The sequence below is a fragment of the Bradyrhizobium sp. SZCCHNR1098 genome (genome assembly GCF_032489375.1).
Taxonomy (GTDB): Bacteria; Pseudomonadota; Alphaproteobacteria; order Rhizobiales; family Xanthobacteraceae; genus Bradyrhizobium.
This window is the reverse complement of sequence record NZ_JAUEXY010000008.1, coordinates 69052-87484: the sequence shown is the minus strand read 5'-3', so window position 1 is coordinate 87484 and position 18433 is coordinate 69052. Positions and strand designations below refer to the sequence as shown.

The window sequence follows — 18433 nt, the reverse complement described above, 5'->3', positions numbered from 1 at the left end:
CGTTCACAAGGTCACCACGATCTTGCCGAGATGCTTGTTCGCCTCCATGTGCGCGAACGCCGCGCCAATGTCGTCGAAGGCGAAGACGCGGTCGATCGGCAGCCGCAGCGTGCGCTGCTCGACCGCACTCCAGATGTCCTTTTTCACTTCGTCGAAGATCGTACGGACCTCCTCGATCGAACGGGTGCGGAAGGTGACGCCGACATAGGTGATGCGGCGCGCCGCGTGCAGGTCGAAGTTGAAGTCGGCATGGGTGCCGCCGAGCCGGCCGACATTGACGATGCGGCCGAGGACCTTGGTCGTGGCAAGGTTCTGATTGGCGACCTTGCCCGACACCTGGTCGATGATCAGATCGACGCCCTCGCCGTTGGTCGCCTGTAGCACCTGATCGACCCAGGCGGGATCGCTGGAGTCGATGGCGAGATCGGCGCCGAACTCGTTGAGCCGTTGGCGGCGCATCGCATCGGTCGAGGAGCCCACCACCAGCGAGGCGCCCTTGAGCTTTGCGATCTGCATCGCCATCAGGCCGACGCCGGAGCTCGCGCCCTGCACCAGCACGCGCTGGCCCGGCTGCAAAGCGCCGTTGCTGACGACGGCGTTGTGCATCGTGGTCAGCGCGATCGGCAGCGTGGCGGCCTCGTCGAAGTTCATGTTCGACGGCGCGTGGAACAGGCGGCCATGGTCGGCAAGGGTGTATTCGGCGAACGCCGCGCTGCCCGAGCCCATGACCTTGTCGCCGATCTTGACGCCCCTGGCGTCGGGACCGAGCTCGGCGACCTCGCCGGCCCATTCCATGCCGAGCACGGTGCCGACGCCGCCGGCGGCACCATGCACATGCCCCTTTGTCATGCCGAGGTCGGCGCGATTGAGGCCGCAGGCGCGCACGCGCACCAGGACCTGCGTGCCCTTCGGCGCGGGCTTGGCGATATCGGTGATCGCGGCGCCCTGGGCGCCGTAGACATAGGCTTTCATCGCGAGGAATCCTGTCGGGTCGGCATGAGCGGCGACCTTACTGTGCCGCTCCTCTCTGCGCACCGCCTAACAGGCGGCGCGCTGCTCCGACAAGACTCTCTCAGTCATGAACCGGTTCCGCTGACCGGGCTGGACGCGTCAGGCGGCGACCGGAGCTTCCGCTTCGTCGAAGGCGCTGGAGACGTCGCGCATGCTGATGACGCCGGCGAGCGCGAAGTCGACGATGACGGGGAGGTGGCGGATGTGGTGCACGCTCATCAGGTGCCGCACGTGCTCGAGCGTATCCTCGGTGCTGCAGGAGATCAGCCGCTGCGGCGAGATCAACTGCGAGACCTTCAGGTTGACGCCGGCGGCGCCATGCTCGGCGATGGCGCGTACGACGTCGCGTTCGGTGAACATGCCGGCCGCGGTGTTGCCTTCGGTGCGGACGACGTCCTTGACGACGAGGGCGCTGACATTGCTGGCGCGCATCAGCTGCGCCGCGACGCCGACGGTCTCGTTCATTCGCACCGTGATCACGCGCGCCGTCTTGTTGCGCAGGATGTCTCCGACTTTCATGGCACCCTCCCGTTTGTTGATAGTGAACGGAGGGAAGTCTGGTATACGTTATGCCAGAAGTCAATCGGGTTTGACGGCTTTTCGTGCGCTCGGCCACCGAAAAAACACGTCAGCGACACTGCCGGAGCTGCCGAATATGACGCGCCAGCGTCCTGCTCCGGCGCAAAAAAAGGAGGCGCACCGTGGTGCGCCTCCTGAAGTCGCGGGAAGAAACAGTGGCGTCACGCCATCCGGGCGTCCTGCGTCACCGGCTCGGTAACCGGCTCCTTGCCGAGGATGAAGGCGCGGCGCAGCGGCTTGATCACGAACAGCGCCGTCAATGCGGCCGTCGCGTTCAGCCCGACGCCGATCACGAACACGGCCTGCCAGCCATATTTTGCGGAGACGAGGCTCGCGAGCGGGACCAGCAGCGAGGCGGTGCCCTTCGCGGTGTAGAGCATGCCGTTGTTGGTCGCGGCGTATTTGCTGCCGAACGTATCGCCCGAGGTCGCCGGAAACAGGCTGTAGATTTCGCCGAACACGCCGAAATAGACGGCGGTCGCGAGCACGAACACGATCGGATTGTGCCCGTAGCTCGACAGCGTCAGCAGCATCAAAGCGGCCGTGCCGAAGGCGATGAACATGGTGTGCTCGCGACCGATCGTGTCGGAGATCCAGCCGAACACAGGGCGGCCGAAGCCGTCGAAGATTCGATCGAGCGAGATCGCAAACGTCAGCGCCGCCATCTGGAAGCCGGCGAGCGTCACCGGCTCGTTGGCGATCTTGAAGTCGTGGGCGATCGGGGCGATCTGGGCGGCGGTCATCAGGCCGCCCGAGGCCACCATGACGAACACCAGATACATGATCCAGAAGATCGGCGTGCGCAGCACCTGCGGCGGCGTGTAGTCGATCTTGCTCTGCGGCAGATTGAGCTGCTTCTTGCGGGCCGGCGCCGCAACCGTCGGCGGCCGCAGGAAGATCGCGAGCACGAACACGACCAGCCCCTGGCCGATGCCGAAGGTGAAGAAGGCGCTCTGATAGCCGCTCGAGGCGATCATGCTGGCGATCGGCACCACGGTCAGCGCGGCACCGGCGCCGAAGCCCGCGGCGGTGGCGCCGGCGGCGAGGCCGCGGCGGTCGGGAAACCATTTCAGCGCATTGCCGACGCAGGTGCCGTACACCGCGCCCGCGCCGATGCCGCCGATGACGGCGCCGGCGTAGAGCAGGGTGAGCGAGTCGGCGTAGGAGTTCAGCATCCAGGCTAGCGAGATCATGACGCCGCCGAACATGATGACGACGCGCGGACCGTATTTGTCGACGAACCAGGCCTCGACCGGCACGAGCCAGGTTTCGGTGACGACGAAGATCGTGAAAGCCAGCTGGATCGCCGTGCGACCCCAGTGAAACTTCGCGTCGATTGGATCGACGAACAACGTCCAGCCATATTGCAGGTTGGCGATCATCGCCATGCAGACGATGCCCATTGCGAGCTGGATCCAGCGGAAGCCGCTGGACTGTGCCTGGACAGGCGGTGTTGCCTCTGTGCTGGAAACCATGTGTCCTCCCAAACGCGCTCTCTTGGAGGATGCCGCTGCAAGCGCGCTCCTCATCTGCGCACGGAACCATTCTGGTATAATATATTCCAGTCTGCAATATGGCCTGCGACACAGGGTGCGACATGTTGCTTTGCAGCGAGACCGAAATCGTCCGCCAAGCAAAAGAAAACGCTCGGCAAAATGCCGAGCGTCGTCAATCTGGACGCGTTTTTTATTTTTTTGTTGCAGCGCGAAGGGATGCGTCAGAGCGTCGATTTCTGCACCACGACCCTCCGCCAGGGCTTGAGCACCGCGATCGCGAGGATCGATGCCAGGATGTTGGCGCCGGCCGCGATGATGAAGACGCGATCCCAGTTGCCGCTCGATTGCTGCATGTAGTTCGCGATCGGCACCAGCAGCGCGGCCGTGCCCTTGGCGGTGTAGAGCAGGCCGGCATTGGTGGTGGCGAACTTGGTGCCGAACGTGTCGGTGCAGGTCGAGGGGAAGAGCGAGTAGATCTCACCCCAGGCGAAGAACACGAAGCCGGAGAGGATCACGAACCACACGGGATCATGGCCCAGCATGTACAGCGCCCAGATGCCGATGCCTTCCATGCCGAACGCGATGAACATCGTGTTCTCGCGGCCGATGTTGTCGGAGATCCAGCCGAAGAACGGACGCGTCAGGCCGTTCAGCACGCGGTCGATGGTGGCTGCGAAAGTCACCGCCGTCATGGTCATGCCGATCAGCGTCACCGGAATGTTGTCGACCTTCCAGTCGCCGGCGATCGGCTTGAGGTTGGCCGTCACCATCAGGCCGCCGGCGCCGACGATCACGAACATGAAGTACATCAGCCAGAAGATCGGCTGACGGATCACTTCGGTCGGGTTGTAGTTGCGACGGCTCTGCACCAGGTTCGTGTTCTGAGCAACGGCCGGCACCTGGCCTTCCTTGGGCGCGAACAGGAAGAAGGCGAGGATGATGATGATGATGCCCTGGCCGAGACCGAAATACAGGAAGGTGGTCTGAAAGCCGGAGTCGCGGATCATGGCCTGGATCGGCGCGACTGTCAGCGCCGAGCCGGCGCCGAAGCCGGCTGCCGTGATGCCTGCCGCGAGGCCGCGCTTGTCGGGAAACCACTTCAGCGCGTTGCCGACGCAGGTGCCGTAGACGCCGCCGGCGCCGATGCCCGCGATGATCATGCCGAGATAGTAGCCGTTGAGCGAGGTGGCGTAGGCGTTGATCATCCAGCCGATCGCGCAGAGCACGCCGCCGACGAGCACGACGATGCGCGGGCCGTATTTGTCGACGAACCAGCCCTCGACCGGCACGAGCCAGGTTTCGAACAGCACGAACAGGGTGAAGGCCCACTGGATCGAGGCGCGATCCCAGCCGAACGTCTTGGCGATATCCGGGACGAAGAAGGTCCAGCCATATTGATAGTTGGCGATCATCACCATCGCCAGGACGCCAACCGCGAGCTGCGTCCAGCGATAGGCGTCGCTTACTCTTGCAGATGCGGGCGCCCCCGCGTGAGCCAAGTCCGTCATGTTTCCTCCAGGGCTGTCTATTTTTGTCCTAACAGCTATGCGGAGTTTGGTATATGATATGCCAATAGACAAGCGGATTCATCGACCCCGTGCTCGCTGGTAGCCCAGCGATCGACGAAAAAAGCCCTGTAGAAGCAAGGCAAATCGCTGCAGCGACAATACGACGCAGCAGAGGATATTTGTAGCTCAACTATCGGAGTAGGGGCGAGTTTATGCGGCTACGGCCCGCAACCGGTTGTAGCCCTGCTGGATCGCCGACCAGAACAGCGCGATCAATCCGAGCGCCATGATGGTGCCGACCAATCCGTTGGAGAAGAATATCGCGAGCGATCCCTGGGATCCCAGCAGCGACTGCCGGAAGGCCTCCTCGGCCTTGTCGCCGAGCACGATGGCGAGCACCAGCGGCGCGAGCGGATAGCCGCACTTCTTGAACAGATAGCCGAGCACGCCGAACACCAGCATCAGCACGACGTCGAACGTGCTGCTGTGCACCGAATAGGCGCCGATGGCACAGAGCACCAGGATGAGCGGGGCGATGATGCTGAAGGGAATGCGCAGGATCGCCGCGAAGACCGGCACGCAGGTCAGCACGACGAGCAGGCCGGCGAGGTTGCCGAGATACATCGAGGCGATCAGACCCCAGACGAATTCCTTCTGCTCGACGAACAGCATCGGGCCGGGCTGGAGGCCCCAGATCAAGAGGCCGCCGAGCAGCACCGCCGCCGTGGGGGAGCCGGGCACGCCGAGCGACAGCATCGGCAGCAGCGCAGCCGTGCCCGCCGCATGGGCCGCCGTCTCCGGCGCGACGACGCCCTCGATCTCGCCGTTGCCGAAATTCCTGCCGCGCTTGGAGACGCGCTTGGCGATGCCGTAGCTCATGAACGACGCCGGCGTCGCGCCGGCGGGCGTAATGCCCATCCAGCAGCCGATCAGGCAGGAGCGCAGCGACGTCAGCCAATACGCCGGCATCTCCTTCCAGGTGTGCAGCACCACCCGCAGATTGATCTTGGCATTGCCGCCGCGGAAGCTCAAGCCTTCCTCCATCGTCAGCAGGATCTCGCCGATGCCGAACAGGCCGATGACCGCGATCAGGAAGTCGAAGCCGTTGAGCAACTCGGTGATGCCGAAGGTGAGCCGGAGCTGGCCGGTGATGGAATCGAGCCCGACTGCGGCGAGCGCGAAGCCGATCATCATCGCCGCGATCGTCTTGAACGGCGGCTCCTTGCTCAGGCCGACGAAGCTGCAGAAGGCGAGGAAGTAGACGGCGAATTTCTCGGCCGGGCCGAACTGAAGCGCGAAGCCGGCCACCAGCGGCGCGATCAGCGTGATCATGATGACCGCGAACAGCGCGCCGACGAAGGACGAGGTGAACGCCGCCGTGAGCGCCTCGCCGGCCTTGCCCTGCTGCGCCATCGGGTAGCCGTCGAACGTGGTCGCGACCGACCATGGTTCGCCGGGTATGTTGAACAGGATCGAGGTGATGGCGCCGCCGAACAAGGCGCCCCAATAAATGCAGGACAGCATGATGATGGCCGAGGTCGGCGGCATGCTGAAGGTCAGCGGCAGCAGGATCGCGACGCCGTTGGCGCCGCCCAATCCCGGCAGCACGCCGATGATCACCCCGAGCACGATCCCGAGGATCATCACCATGATGTTGAAGGGCTGGAGCGCGACTGCGAAGCCGTGAAACAGATTGGCGAGTTCTTCCATGCCAGCTTGGTCCTGCAACCCTCAGCGGATGAGTTTTCGTGTCAGAGTCCGAGCCAATCCTCGACCGGCCCCTTGGGCAGTGGGACCATGAACCAGCGCTCGAAGATCAGATAGGTCACCACCGGCATTCCGATCGCGACCGCCGCCACCGTGAGCCAGCCATATTTGCCAAGCCAACGCATGAACCAGGCGATGAAGATCATGGAGGCGACGTACAGGCCGGTGAAGGGCAGGGCGCCGACATAGATCGCCGTCGGCACCACCACGCTCATGACCTGGCGGAGCTGACGCCATTCGGCGAAGACGCTGCCGTCAGCCTCGCGCAGCGTGTTGCGGACATTCATCGCGCTCGCCGCGATGATGAACAGGCCGACATAGAACGGGAAGAATCCCGCGCGCGGCCCCTCGGCGCCCCAATTGATCCCCGCCTTCACGCTGCCGAGGATCACGATGATCCCGAACAGCGCGATCGCGAGCGTGACGCCGAGTTCGACCGCCTTGTGGCTGGGCCCGGCGGATCCTCCCTGGCTTCTCATGCGAGCCGCTCAGTTCGAGGCGAGGAAGCCGGCTTCCTTCATCAGGAGCTCGTGACGCTTCTCTTCGGTCTCAACCCACTTCGCGTAGTCCGCACCGGTCATGAAGGTGGTGTTGAAGGCGCCGGTCTTCATGAAGTCCTGCCATTCCGGGGTTTCCCGCACCTTCTTGAACAGGTCGACATAGTATTCGATCTGGTCCTTGGTGGCCCGCGGCGACATGAAGATGCCGCGCAGCATCAGGTATTCGATGTCGAGGCCCTGCGACTTGCAGGTCGGAATGTCCTTCCAGGCCTTGCCGTCGGTGATCTGCTCGCCGTAGCCCATCGGCTTGTCGTCGAACACGCAGAGCGGCCTGACCTTGCCGCCGCGCCATTGCGCCACCGCTTCGATCGGATTGTTGACGGTGGAATCGATGTGGTTGCCGACCAGTTGCACGGCCACTTCGCCACCGCCCTTGTAGGGGATGTAGGTGAACTTGGCGCCGGTCGCCTTCTCCATGGCCACCGTGATGATCTGGTCTTCCTGCTTCGAGCCGGTGCCGCCCATCTTGAGGATGCCCGCGCCTTGCTTGACCGCGTCGATGTAGTCCTTGGCGGTTGTGTAGGGCTTGTCGGCGTTGACCCAGAGCACGAATTCGTCGAGCGCCAGCATGGCGACCGGTGTGAGGTCCTTCCAGCTGAACGGAATGCCGGTCGCGAGCGGCGTCGTGAACAGGTTCGACAGGGTGATGATGATCTTGTGGGGGTTGCCGGCTGACGCCTTGACGTCGAGGAAGCCTTCGCCACCGGCACCGCCGGACTTGTTGATGACGACCAGCGGCTGCTTCATCAGATTGTGCTTGGTGACGATGCCCTGAATCGTCCGAGCCATCTGGTCGGCACCGCCGCCGGTTCCGGCCGGAACGATGAACTCGACGGGCCGGACGGGCTCCCATCCCGCCAGAGCCGGGATATGCCCCACCATCAGGGCGACGCCGGCCACAACGGCCACGCGCATGGAACGCTTCATCGACGCTTTCTCCCCTTCATTCCCGGACCGCACGGCTTCTTCCGGCCGCTATGCCCAATCGAACCACTGACCCGTCGAGTCCGGCCGGTGTCATCCTCCACCGTGACGCGCTTCAGGTCGTCGTCGGCCTTGGACTCTCTCGCAATGCCCATGCAGCCAAAAGTTGTAGTAGCGGCCTGGGTCATGCAGCAAGACGTGCATCCGCAGCAAATCGACCGATTTGATTTTGGTATGAAGAGGTGACCGACCGCAATTGAGGAGATCGGTTGGGATGCTCACGGGGCCAATTTGTCGCAGGCCGCGGGGGGTGTCGCAAAAGCAAAAGCCCCGGAGGTCCGGGGCTTTTGATTGGGCTTCGCTGCTGCTTGCGCGCGCGAAGCGCGCCGGCCTCAGAGGCCGAAATACGGCAGGTCGCCGTTGCGGTTGGCGGCGCGGGCGCTCGTCATGAGAACACGATCGAGCGTCGCCAGCAGGCGGCCGAACAGGGACACGGGCTGAACGAGGGGGAGGGCGGCGGTCTTGGCCATGGTTTGTCTCCATCAGTTGGGCGGTACGACGTTCTGACTGAGGAGAATTTACGTATACCAGATGCCAGATACAACGCGTGATATTGCATAGCGGCATGAGGATTTTGCGCTGCAGCAGGAATGCCACAATTTGGATTTCCAATCGAAGGCAGCATTTTCATATGGAAAGAGCCGCCCAACCTGGCACCGGATCGTCTCGATCCTGCTTGGCGGACCGAGCCGGCAAAGTCGGGGTATCTCGGCGACTGCTGAGAGCTGCCATCCCGTTCGTCGATCCCCCCGCGTGCAACGCGACGGAACAATCGGCCCGAGGTGAGGGAACTGTGCTGCCCGGGCCGCAGTTACTCTGCAATGAAGCGGAGTGGCGCCGCCGGATGTTGATCGTTCAGTCCGTCGCGCTGTATTCCTCGAAACGTATCATCAGCAGACCTGAGGGCGAAGGAAAGGCCATGCGCGCCTTGATCCTGGCACTGTCCATCCTGGCGATCGCCGGAAGCGCGCAGGTCGCTCACGCTGGTCTGAGCAGCACACCTCGTGAAGCGTCGGCACCCACCGATACCGTGATCGCTGCCCAGGACGCCAATCAGCAGGCCGAGAATCAGATCGGCCTCACCAAGGCGAAGCGTCGCGCCGTGCAACGAGGGCTGACCCGGCTCGGGTTCGGCACCAAGATCAACGGGACGTTCGACGATTCGACCCGCGCCGCCCTCGTCCATTGGCAGGAGGAGCGCGGCTACCCCGCGACCGGCTTCCTCAACGCCGCCCAGCACAAGGCGCTGATGGACGCGGCCACCGAGGCTGCCAAATCCGACCGCCAGGCCCGTCGCAGCGCGGGGCGCGCGCGACATCAGCGGAATGTGGGAGGTCCCATCGGCGCGATCGGCGGCGCGATGCATCGGGTGGTGGGCGGAATATTCGGCAGGTGATGGGGCTGTCCGACAGCTTGACCGCTTTGCCGACCGACAGGCACTTGCGGCGCTCATGGATCGTAGATGATCTTCGCCGTGATGCCCAATCGGGCCGCGACCGCATCGACCTCTTCCTGACTTTGTGGATAGTCTTCAAAGACGATGTTTGCCTTAAAGAGACGCGGGTAATATCTCGGGTTGAGCGTCCATAGGATATCGTGATCCACCCCTGTCTCTGCGTAGAGGCTGGCCACTCTTCGTCTCACGTAGATGCTGTCGGGCGGCATCACAGACGAGGGATCGATGGCTCTCTCCCAAAGAAACCGAGCTTGGCGCGCCGATGAGTATTCGACGGTGTCGCTTCCCTCGCGACATGGTCCACGCCGCAAGCCCCTCGGACCGCCGTCGCGTGGTGTCTTGAGGAATGCACAATAGGGATGGGCCGGGTCGCTGCTTTGGGGATTATGCCAGAGAACGAGGGCGTCCTTGAGCACGTAAGTTTGGTCGGGAGCGGTGATGATGAATTCGGCGCAGGCCGAGAAGCAGTAGTCATAGACGACAACGGTCGCATGCCGCTCGCGAATGAGATCGGCGAGTTCGAGGGCTTTGTCTTCCCTCCCGCCGGTGCTGCGGATGACGAAGAGCCCACCAAGCTCGAGTGCTTTCGTCAGTGATACGTCGACTTCTGGAAGCATCGTCGTGTCGAAACACATGAGGCGCTTGTCCGGGCTCAGCGTCATGGCTCTCGGCGGCCAGATCGACCGGCAATAGGAGACCGCACGGTCATAGCTCTCGCGATCACTCGCGTCGTCCAGAGCACGTGCAACGCCGGTCGGCGCTGAAAGCACGGCGGACATCAGGGAAATGAGCAGCCAGCCTTTTTGAAACCAATGGGCCACTGGGAGGCCTCCTCAACGGACGTCTCGCTTTCATTTCGGAAGTCGATGGTTTCGCTAACAGTGCACCCGGTGTTCATTGGCCCCGAGATTCTACGATTTCCCGCGAAAGCTCAAGGATAGCGTTTGCACCTCGCTGGTAGGTCGAACCATCAACTGAATACATGGTCGTGCCGTCCCGGATCGTGATTCGGCTTACGACCGTTCGCCCAAGCGCGGTGGCTAAGTTCAATAGTGTTTGCTCAATTTTTTCCCTGGCCGGTAGGTCTCGGTTCTGTAGTGTAGAATGGATGTATTCTCTCTCTGACGGCTGGGCGTCCACGAGTTTCGCGCGCTGTTTCAGCCGCGCATTGTCGACATGTCGCATAATTCGCTTTTCGGCAAAGAAGGGGCAGAATTGCCCGACACGGCCAGTCTGCAAGCGTGCCCGAGGGTCTGGCAATGTGTTCGATCGCACGAGACTAACATGAAGTCGCGACCAAGGTCAGCTCTGGGTTATACGGTCGAAACGTCGGCGACATGCGTCATGTCCGCTTCACCCTGAGGCCGGCCGTGGCCCGTAATGGTGATCCGCAGCGCAGGCCGAGACCAAGGTCCCCGCCGGTGTCTGCGGAAGAGACATCAATCTTTCACCGCAAAAGTCAAAAAGCCGCCGGGCGATGCCGGCGGCTTTGAGTCGATGGAACGCATACGTGCGGCGTTCGCGCCGCGTCCGTCCTTTACTCCGCGGCTTCCTTGCGCGGCGGATCGAGCGCGCCGGAGTCGTGGATTTCGGCGACCTGGTGGTCGCTGAAGCCCAGCACCTGGCGCAGGACCTCGTCGGTGTGCTCGCCGAGCAGCGGCGAGCGGGTGACGTCGGCCGGGCTGTCCGACAGCTTGATCGGGTTGCCGACCGAGAGATACTTGCCGCGGGTCGGATGGTCGACCTCGACCAGGGTGCCGGTCTTGCGCAGCGACTCGTCCTCGGCGATTTCCTTCATCGATAGGATCGGGCCGCAGGGGATGTCGAACTCGTTCAAGATGTCCATGGCCTCGAACTTGGTCTTGGTCATGGTCCACTGCTCGATGCGGCCGAAGATCTCGTTCAGGCGCGGCAGGCGGGCGGCGGGCTTGGCGTAGTTCGGATCGGTCTTCCAGGTCGGCTCGCCGATCACGTCGCAGATCTTCTCCCAGACCGGGGCCTGGGTGATGAAGTAGATGTAGGCGTTCGGGTCGGTCTCCCAGCCCTTGCACTTCAAGATGCGGCCCGGCTGGCCACCGCCGGAATCATTGCCGGCGCGCGGCACGGCATCGCCGAACGGCACGCCCTCGCCGAACTGGCTGTATTCCTTGAGCGGACCGTGGTCGAGGCGCTGCTGGTCGCGCAGCTTGACGCGGCAGAGGTTGAGCACGCCGTCCTGCATCGCGGCGGTGACGCGCTGGCCCTTGCCGGAGTGGGTGCGCTGATAGAGCGCGGTGACGATGCCGAGCGCGAGGTGCAGGCCGGTGCCGGAATCGCCGATCTGCGCGCCGGTGACCAGCGGCAGGCCGTCACGGAAGCCGGTGGTCGAGGCGGCGCCGCCGGTGCACTGGGCGACGTTCTCGTAGACCTTGCAATCCTCGTAGGGGCCAGGGCCAAAGCCCTTGATCGAGGCGACGATCATCTTCGGGTTGATCGCCTGGATCTTCTCCCAGGGGAAGCCCATGCGATCGAGCACGCCGGGGCCGAAATTCTCGACCAGCACGTCGCACTTCTTGATCAGCTCGGTCAGAACCTCCTTGCCCTTGGGGTTCTTGGTGTCGAGCGTAATCGACCGCTTGTTGTGGTTCAGCATCGTGAAATAGAGGCTGTCCACGTTGGGAATGTCCTGGAGCTGGCCGCGGGTGATGTCACCCACGCCCGGCCGCTCGACCTTGATCACGTCGGCGCCGAACCAGGCCAGCAGCTGGGTGCAGGTCGGTCCGGACTGGACGTGGGTGAAATCGAGAATGCGAACGCCCTCGAGCGCCTTGGTCATGTGTTGCTCTCCGTAACGATTGGTCATCCCGCATCGGCGGGCAGGTGATGTCTTGCGGGTGGCCTTACTTCTTCTTCGTCAGCACGCTCTGCGGATTGAGGTTGCCGATACGGCCGCTCTCGGATCCGGCTGCAGGATCGATCACGGCATTGATCAAGGTCGGCTTGCCGGAATCCATCGCTTCGTTGACGGCGCGCTTCAGCTCATCTGGCGAGGTCGCGTTGACGCCGACGCCGCCGAAGGCTTCCATCATCTTGTCGTAGCGGGCGCCCTTGACGAATACGGTGGTCGCCGGATCGTCGCCCGCCGAGTTCTGGTCGGTGCCGCGATAGATGCCGTCATTGTTGAAGATGACGACGCAGATCGGAAGATTGTAGCGGCAGATCGTCTCGACCTCCATGCCGGAGAAGCCGAAGGCGCTGTCGCCCTCGATCGCCAGCACCGGCTTACCGGTCTCGACCGCGGCGGCGATGGCCGAGCCCATGCCGATGCCCATCACGCCCCAGGTGCCGACGTCCAGGCGCTTGCGCGGCTGGTACATGTCGATCACGCCGCGGGCGAGGTCGAGCGTGTTGGCGCCCTCGTTGACCAGGATCGCGTCCGGACGCTCCTTGATGATGGTGCGGAGCACGCCGAGCGCGCCGTGATAGTCCATCGGCGAGTTGTTGTTCATCAGCCGCGGCGCCATCTTGGCGACGTTGTCCTCGCGCTTCTTCTGCACCGAAGAGGTCCACTCGACCGGTGCCTTGGCCCAGTTGCTGCCCATCGCCTCGGAGAAGGCCGTGACGACCGAGCCGATGTCGCCGACCACGGGGGCTGCGATCTCGACGTTGGAGTCCATCTCCTTCGGCTCGATGTCGACCTGGATGAACTTCTTAGGCAGCTCGCCCCAGCTCTTGCCCTTGCCGTGCGACAAGAGCCAGTTGAGGCGGGCGCCGATCAGCATGACGACGTCGGCGTCCTTCAGTACCGTCGAGCGCGCCGCGCCGGCGCATTGCGGATGCAGGTCGGGCAAGAGGCCCTTGGCCATGCTCATCGGCAGGAACGGCGCGCCGCTCTTCTCGACGAAGGTCTTGATCGCCTCGTCGGCCTGGGCATAGGCAGCGCCCTTGCCGAGGATGATCAGCGGGCGCTTCGCGTTCTTCAACAGATCGAGCGCGCGCTTGACCGAGTCGGGGGAGGGGATCTGCGCCGGAGCCGGATCGATCACCTTGACCAGCGAGGCTGCGCCGGCCTGCGCATTCATCACCTGGCCGAACAGTTTTGCCGGCAGGTCGAGATAGACGCCGCCGGGGCGGCCCGAGACGGCGGCACGGATCGCGCGGGCGAAGCCGATGCCGATGTCCTGGGCGTGCAGAACGCGGAACGCCGCCTTGCACAGCGGCTTGGCGATCGCGAGCTGATCCATCTCTTCGTAGTCGCCCTGCTGGAGGTCGACGATCTCGCGCTCCGAGGAGCCCGAGACCAGGATCATCGGGAAGCAGTTCGTCGTCGCATGCGCGAGCGCAGTGAGGCCGTTGAGGAAGCCGGGAGCCGAGACCGTGAGGCACACGCCCGGCTTCTTGGTGAGGAAGCCGGCGATCGCGGCGGCGTAGCCGGCGTTCTGCTCGTGACGGAAGGAGAGCACGCGGATGCCTTCAGCCTGCGCCATGCGACCGAGATCGGTGATCGGAATGCCCGGCACGTTGTAGATCGTGTCGATCCCGTTCAACTTCATCGCGTCGATGACGAGATGAAAGCCGTCCGTGAGCTCCTCGTGCGTGTCCGGTGCCTCGGTCTTAACAGCAGTCTGCGCCATGCGCCTCTCTCCCTGGTCGTCTGTGAAGGCGCTTTGCGGCGTCTTCTTCTGTTTGAACCTGTCAGCTGAATAGTTCCTGGCCGTGCGTCTCGACATAGGTCGCGAGGCCCAGCGTGTGATCACGGGCGCGCTTCTCGGCGAGCTCGGTGTTGCGTTCCTCCAGCGCCTCGATGATCGCTAGATGCTCGGGCAGGGACGCGGCGATTCGATCGGTGCGCCCGATCGTGAGCTGGCGATAGCCGCGCACGTGAAGGAGTATGTCGTTGGTCATGTCGACGAGCACGGGCGATTCCGACAGCGAGATCAGCGCCTGATGAAACGCGATGTTCGCCTTCGAATATTCCTCGATGTGCTCCTGCGGCGGGCGGTCCTTGCCGAAATCCTTGAAGTAGTCGCGCAGCGCGCTGATGTCCTTCTTGCGCGCGATCGTCGTGATCAGGCGCGCCGCCATGCTCTCCAGCGCCGCCCAGGCGCGGATCATGTCGACGATTTCGGTCTTGGTCCGGCGCACCACGACGATGCCACGCCGCGGCACGGTCTTCACGAAACCGTCCTGCTCCAGCATCGCGATCGCTTCGCGGATAGGCGTGCGGCTGACACCGAGGCGCTCGGACAGAGCGCGTTCGTCGAGCATCACCGGCTCCGGCGACGCGTAGATGTCCATCTTGAGAATGGCTTCTTTCAAGGCCTCGTAGGCCTTATTCTTGAAGCTCGTCTCCGGGGCGATGCGAGTGATCGCGATGTCGGCCTCGGCCATGATGGGCAATGCCTTGTTTGTTTTCTCTGTAGACAAGACCGATCTCCTCTCCTTGGGAGATGCCTGTGTACAGCATTTTGCGTCCAATATTTTTGGCATGCCAGATGCCAGACTGTCAAGGCGACCGATTTTTCCGCGTTTCCACATCTTCGATGCGCTTGACAAAGTTTGCTTCTGGCATACCAAATGCCATAAACGACGACCAGTCCCCAGGAGGAAGCCCCCAATGTCTGACGCCATCCCGAACGCCAAGGCCACGATCCGCGAAGTGCTCGATCGGGTGAAGGCCGACAAGCGCACCAGCCTCACCGCCCCCGAAGGCAAGGTGGTCTGCGACGCCTATGGCATTCCGGTGCCGAAGGAGGGATTGGCCAAATCCGCCGCCGAGGCGGCCAAGCTGGCCGGCGACATGGGTTTCCCGGTCGTCATGAAGATCGTATCGCCCGACATCCTGCATAAGACTGAAGCCGGCGGCGTCATCGTGGGCGTCAAGACCGCTGACGACGCGCAGAAGGCGTATGAGACCATTCTCGCGAATGCGAAGAAGTACAAGGCCGACGCCAAGATCGAAGGCATCCAGGTACAGCAGATGCTGACCGGCGGGACCGAGGTGATCGTCGGTTCGATCACCGACGGATCGTTCGGCAAGCTGGTGGCCTTCGGCCTCGGCGGCGTGCTCGTCGAGGTGCTGAAGGATGTGACATTCCGTCTCGCCCCCGCCACCAAGGAAGACGCACTGTCGATGCTCGACGGCATCCAGGCGCATGAGATGCTGAAGGGCGTGCGCGGCGGCGACGCGGTCAGCCGCGAGGCGCTGTCCGACGTGATCGTCAAGGTGTCGCAGCTGGTCAGCGATTTCCCGGAGATCGTCGAGCTCGACCTCAACCCCGTGTTCGCGACCAAGAACGGCGCGATCGCCGCCGACGTCCGCATCGTCGTCGATTTCGACTACAAGCCGCGTCCGGCGCCGCGCTCGAACGAGGAAATCGTGACCGCGATGAAGCGGATCATGATGCCGAAGGCCATCGCCGTGATCGGCGCCTCCGCCGAGGACGGCAAGATCGGCAACTCCGTGATGAAGAACCTGATCAACGGCGGCTACAAGGGCGAGATCTATCCGATCCATCCCAAGGCGTCCGAGATCCTCGGCTACAAGGCCTATAAGAGCGTCAAGGACGTCGCCGGCGTGATCGACACGGCGGTGTTCGCGATTCCCGCCAAGTTCGTCGCCGGCGCGTTGATCGAATGCGGCGAGAAGCAGATCCCCGGCGCGGTGCTGATTCCCTCGGGCTTTGCCGAAGCCAACGAGCCCGAGCTGCAGGCCGAGATCGTCGAGATCGGCAAGAAGTACAACGTCCGCCTGATGGGGCCGAACATCTACGGCTTCTACTACACGCCGGCCAATCTCTGCGCGACCTTCTGCACGGCCTACGACGTCAAGGGCCACGCGGCGCTGTCGTCGCAGTCGGGCGGCATCGGCATGGCGATCATCGGCTTCTCGCGCTCGGCCAAGATGGGCGTCTCGGCGATCGTCGGCCTCGGCAACAAGTCCGACATCGACGAGGACGATCTGCTCGCCTTCTTCGAGCAGGACCCCAACACCAATTTGATCGCCCAGCACTGCGAGGACCTCAAGGACGGCCGCGCCTTCGCCGAAGCCGCCAAGCGCGTTTCCAAGAAGAAGCCGGTCATCGTGCTCAAGGCCGGCCGCACCTCGGCTGGCGCCAAGGCCGCCTCGTCGCACACCGGCGCGCTTGCCGGCAACGACAAGATCTACGAGGACGTGCTCAAGCAGTCGGGCGTCATCCGCGCCCGCTCGCTGCGCCAGTTGCTCGAATTCGCCCGCGGCGTGCCGGTGCTGCCGACGCCGAAGGGTGAGAACGTCGTCATCATCACCGGCGCCGGCGGATCGGGCGTGCTGCTCTCCGACGCCGTCGTCGACAACGGCATGTCGCTGATGGCGATGCCCGCGGATCTCGATGCCGCGTTCCGCAAGTTCATCCCGCCGTTCGGTGCCGCCGGCAACCCGGTCGACATCACCGGTGGCGAGCCGCCGATCACCTATGTGAACACGGTCAAGCTCGGCCTGTCGGACGACCGCATCCACGCGCTGATCCTCGGCTACTGGCACACGATCGTGACCCCGCCGATGGTGTTCGCGCGCAACATGGTCGAGGTGAAGAAGGAGATGGAGGCGAAGGGCTTTGTCAAGCCGATCGTTGCCTCGCTCGCCGGCGACGTCGAGGTCGAGGAGGCCGCTGAATATCTCTACCAGAACGGCATCCCGGCCTATGCCTATTCGACCGAGCTGCCGGTCGAGGTGCTCGGCGCCAAGTACAAGTGGGCGCGCGGTGCCGGCCTGCTCTGATTGATCTGATGCGAATGCCGCTCCGGCCCCTCGCCGGAGCGGCACTTTCTTTGTAGGCATACCCAAGCAAGATCCGTCCGTCCTGCAACGGCGCCGCCTTCGATGACGGTGCAAAGAGGCGCCACGTGATCCGTCGCAAGACGATTGAGTCCCGCGCAGATGCCGCGGCCGAGCCCCGCGACGGCGGCGTGCAATCCGTCGGACGCGCCCTGCAGATCCTTGAGATTCTCGCCGAGGACGATGAAGGCTATCGCCTCAGCGATCTCGCCGTGCGTGCGGGCTTGTCGACCTCCACCGTCCATCGATTGCTGACGACGCTGGAAAAGCGCCGCTTCGTGCAGTTCGACCGCATGGAGTCGAAATGGCATGTCGGCGCGCAGAGCTTTGCCGTCGGCGCAACCTTCACGCGCCGGCGCAATTTCGTGGCGCTGGCGATTCCCTACCTGCGAAGGCTGCGCGACCAGTCGCGCGAGACCGCCAATCTCGCCGTCGTCGACGATGAATCGCTGATGGTGCTGATGCGGCTGGACAGCCGCGAGATCATGCGCTCGCTGACCAAGGTCGGCGGCCGGCTGGCGATGGTCGCCTCCGGCATGGGCAAGGCCGTGCTCGCGACCTATTCCGACGACGACGTCAACGGCATCATCCACCGCCAGGGCATGCCGCGCCTGACCGAGAAGTCCATCATCCGCGCCAGCGACCTGTTCCGCGAGCTGGAGACCGTCAGGCGTCAGGGCTATGCCGTCGACGACGAGGAGGCGCGCATCGGCCTGCGCTGCATCGCCGCCGTCGTCCACGATTCCTGCCGCGAGCCGTTGGCGGCGATCTCGGTCTCGGGCCTGGCGAGCCGGCTGACCGATGAGCGGGTGGCTGTGATCGGAGCAATGGTGCGGGATGTCGCGGCCGAGCTCACGGCGGCGCTCGGCGGCGTGACGCCGCCGGCCGGAACGTTTCGGTAACAGGACGTTTCGGCAGGGTGCAACGTTTCGATGACAGTGCAACTGACTCCAACGCACGGGCGGAGGGGTGAGTGCACCATCACCGGAATGATTCCCTCGTTCGTCGCTTGGGGCGCCTTCTGTCCAAAATTCAGCTCAACCCTTTCCTCGCGTGCCGTTGAGCGATTTCGCGCTTCTGCTCGTTGCCGATATGCAATCTATATGATATTATGATAGTAAATGTAATTTAAAGTTGCTGTCGCACTTACTAGGCTAAGCGGCGTCGGTGCGACCGTCCCGCAAAGCTGGAGCGTCGGGCGATGACAAATGTTGTTCGCCCTGAAGCTGGCCAACGTTCTGAAGCCGCGGCCTCATTGTGAAGGCCTTGCAAACGAA

At 63.5% G+C, this 18433-nt stretch carries 15 protein-coding genes; 3 read left to right on the top strand and 12 right to left on the bottom strand.

Features of this window, described 5'->3' with window-relative positions; translation table 11 throughout:
• Window positions 1-3: 3 nt before the first annotated feature.
• From QX135_RS18225 to QX135_RS18190, 8 genes are all read right to left on the bottom strand, one after another.
• Complete coding sequence (locus QX135_RS18225; protein WP_316179255.1) at window positions 4-972, bottom strand: zinc-binding dehydrogenase; 969 nt, start codon at window positions 970-972, stop codon at window positions 4-6.
• A 138-nt stretch (window positions 973-1110) separates the two neighbouring features.
• Window positions 1111-1530, bottom strand: a complete 420-nt coding sequence (locus QX135_RS18220) for a CBS domain-containing protein (protein ID WP_315812599.1) — start codon at window positions 1528-1530, stop codon at window positions 1111-1113.
• 221 nt (window positions 1531-1751) lie between these two features.
• Entirely contained in the window at window positions 1752-3065 is a 1314-nt protein-coding gene (oxlT, locus tag QX135_RS18215) for an oxalate/formate MFS antiporter (RefSeq protein ID WP_316179258.1), read from the bottom strand.
• 242 nt (window positions 3066-3307) lie between these two features.
• On the bottom strand, window positions 3308-4594 hold the full coding sequence (gene oxlT / locus QX135_RS18210) for an oxalate/formate MFS antiporter (RefSeq protein WP_316179259.1): 1287 nt from the start codon (window positions 4592-4594) through the stop codon (window positions 3308-3310).
• 210 nt (window positions 4595-4804) lie between these two features.
• A complete protein-coding gene (locus QX135_RS18205; RefSeq protein ID WP_316179261.1) occupies window positions 4805-6304 on the bottom strand; it encodes a tripartite tricarboxylate transporter permease in 1500 nt (499 codons plus the stop codon).
• 41 nt (window positions 6305-6345) lie between these two features.
• Window positions 6346-6840, bottom strand: a complete 495-nt coding sequence (locus QX135_RS18200) for a tripartite tricarboxylate transporter TctB family protein (RefSeq protein WP_315739812.1) — start codon at window positions 6838-6840, stop codon at window positions 6346-6348.
• 9 nt (window positions 6841-6849) lie between these two features.
• Complete coding sequence (locus QX135_RS18195; protein ID WP_409998124.1) at window positions 6850-7836, bottom strand: Bug family tripartite tricarboxylate transporter substrate binding protein; 987 nt, start codon at window positions 7834-7836, stop codon at window positions 6850-6852.
• A gap of 401 nt (window positions 7837-8237) precedes the next feature.
• Window positions 8238-8375, bottom strand: a complete 138-nt coding sequence (locus QX135_RS18190; protein WP_315739810.1) for a hypothetical protein — start codon at window positions 8373-8375, stop codon at window positions 8238-8240.
• 449 nt (window positions 8376-8824) lie between these two features.
• On the opposite strand from QX135_RS18190, the gene QX135_RS18185 reads away from it, so the two are divergent.
• Complete coding sequence (locus QX135_RS18185; RefSeq protein ID WP_316179264.1) at window positions 8825-9301, top strand: peptidoglycan-binding domain-containing protein; 477 nt, start codon at window positions 8825-8827, stop codon at window positions 9299-9301.
• Window positions 9302-9354: 53 nt separating this feature from the next.
• On the opposite strand, the gene QX135_RS18180 is transcribed toward QX135_RS18185, so the two are convergent.
• From QX135_RS18180 to QX135_RS18165, 4 genes are all read right to left on the bottom strand, one after another.
• Window positions 9355-10182, bottom strand: a complete 828-nt coding sequence (locus QX135_RS18180) for a hypothetical protein (protein ID WP_316179266.1) — start codon at window positions 10180-10182, stop codon at window positions 9355-9357.
• 716 nt (window positions 10183-10898) lie between these two features.
• Window positions 10899-12176 carry a formyl-CoA transferase gene (gene frc, locus QX135_RS18175; protein ID WP_315739807.1) on the bottom strand — a complete coding sequence of 426 codons (1278 nt, stop codon included), beginning with the start codon at window positions 12174-12176 and terminating at the stop codon, window positions 10899-10901.
• A 64-nt stretch (window positions 12177-12240) separates the two neighbouring features.
• A complete protein-coding gene (gene oxc, locus QX135_RS18170; RefSeq protein WP_315739806.1) occupies window positions 12241-13974 on the bottom strand; it encodes an oxalyl-CoA decarboxylase in 1734 nt (577 codons plus the stop codon).
• 61 nt (window positions 13975-14035) lie between these two features.
• Entirely contained in the window at window positions 14036-14731 is a 696-nt protein-coding gene (locus QX135_RS18165; RefSeq protein ID WP_409998125.1) for a GntR family transcriptional regulator, read from the bottom strand.
• 226 nt (window positions 14732-14957) lie between these two features.
• Between QX135_RS18165 and QX135_RS18160 the strand changes: the two genes are divergently transcribed.
• Together QX135_RS18160 and QX135_RS18155 are read left to right on the top strand one after the other, a co-directional pair.
• Complete coding sequence (locus QX135_RS18160; protein ID WP_315739805.1) at window positions 14958-17099, top strand: acetate--CoA ligase family protein; 2142 nt, start codon at window positions 14958-14960, stop codon at window positions 17097-17099.
• A 125-nt stretch (window positions 17100-17224) separates the two neighbouring features.
• Entirely contained in the window at window positions 17225-18058 is an 834-nt protein-coding gene (locus QX135_RS18155) for an IclR family transcriptional regulator (protein WP_316179269.1), read from the top strand.
• The last annotated feature ends 375 nt before the right edge of the window (window positions 18059-18433 follow it).

What these genes read in the sequence shown, in the direction of transcription:
- QX135_RS18225 (WP_316179255.1), bottom strand. Translation starts at nt 972, where the DNA reads ATGAAAGCCTATGTCTACGGCGCCCAGGGCGCCGCGATCACCGATATC.
- QX135_RS18220 (WP_315812599.1), bottom strand. Translation starts at nt 1,530, where the DNA reads ATGAAAGTCGGAGACATCCTGCGCAACAAGACGGCGCGCGTGATCACG.
- oxlT (WP_316179258.1), bottom strand. Translation starts at nt 3,065, where the DNA reads ATGGTTTCCAGCACAGAGGCAACACCGCCTGTCCAGGCACAGTCCAGC.
- oxlT (WP_316179259.1), bottom strand. Translation starts at nt 4,594, where the DNA reads ATGACGGACTTGGCTCACGCGGGGGCGCCCGCATCTGCAAGAGTAAGC.
- QX135_RS18205 (WP_316179261.1), bottom strand. Translation starts at nt 6,304, where the DNA reads ATGGAAGAACTCGCCAATCTGTTTCACGGCTTCGCAGTCGCGCTCCAG.
- QX135_RS18200 (WP_315739812.1), bottom strand. Translation starts at nt 6,840, where the DNA reads ATGAGAAGCCAGGGAGGATCCGCCGGGCCCAGCCACAAGGCGGTCGAA.
- QX135_RS18195 (WP_409998124.1), bottom strand. Translation starts at nt 7,836, where the DNA reads ATGCGCGTGGCCGTTGTGGCCGGCGTCGCCCTGATGGTGGGGCATATC.
- QX135_RS18190 (WP_315739810.1), bottom strand. Translation starts at nt 8,375, where the DNA reads ATGGCCAAGACCGCCGCCCTCCCCCTCGTTCAGCCCGTGTCCCTGTTC.
- QX135_RS18185 (WP_316179264.1), top strand. Translation starts at nt 8,825, where the DNA reads ATGCGCGCCTTGATCCTGGCACTGTCCATCCTGGCGATCGCCGGAAGC.
- frc (WP_315739807.1), bottom strand. Translation starts at nt 12,176, where the DNA reads ATGACCAAGGCGCTCGAGGGCGTTCGCATTCTCGATTTCACCCACGTC.
- oxc (WP_315739806.1), bottom strand. Translation starts at nt 13,974, where the DNA reads ATGGCGCAGACTGCTGTTAAGACCGAGGCACCGGACACGCACGAGGAG.
- QX135_RS18165 (WP_409998125.1), bottom strand. Translation starts at nt 14,731, where the DNA reads ATGGCCGAGGCCGACATCGCGATCACTCGCATCGCCCCGGAGACGAGC.
- QX135_RS18160 (WP_315739805.1), top strand. Translation starts at nt 14,958, where the DNA reads ATGTCTGACGCCATCCCGAACGCCAAGGCCACGATCCGCGAAGTGCTC.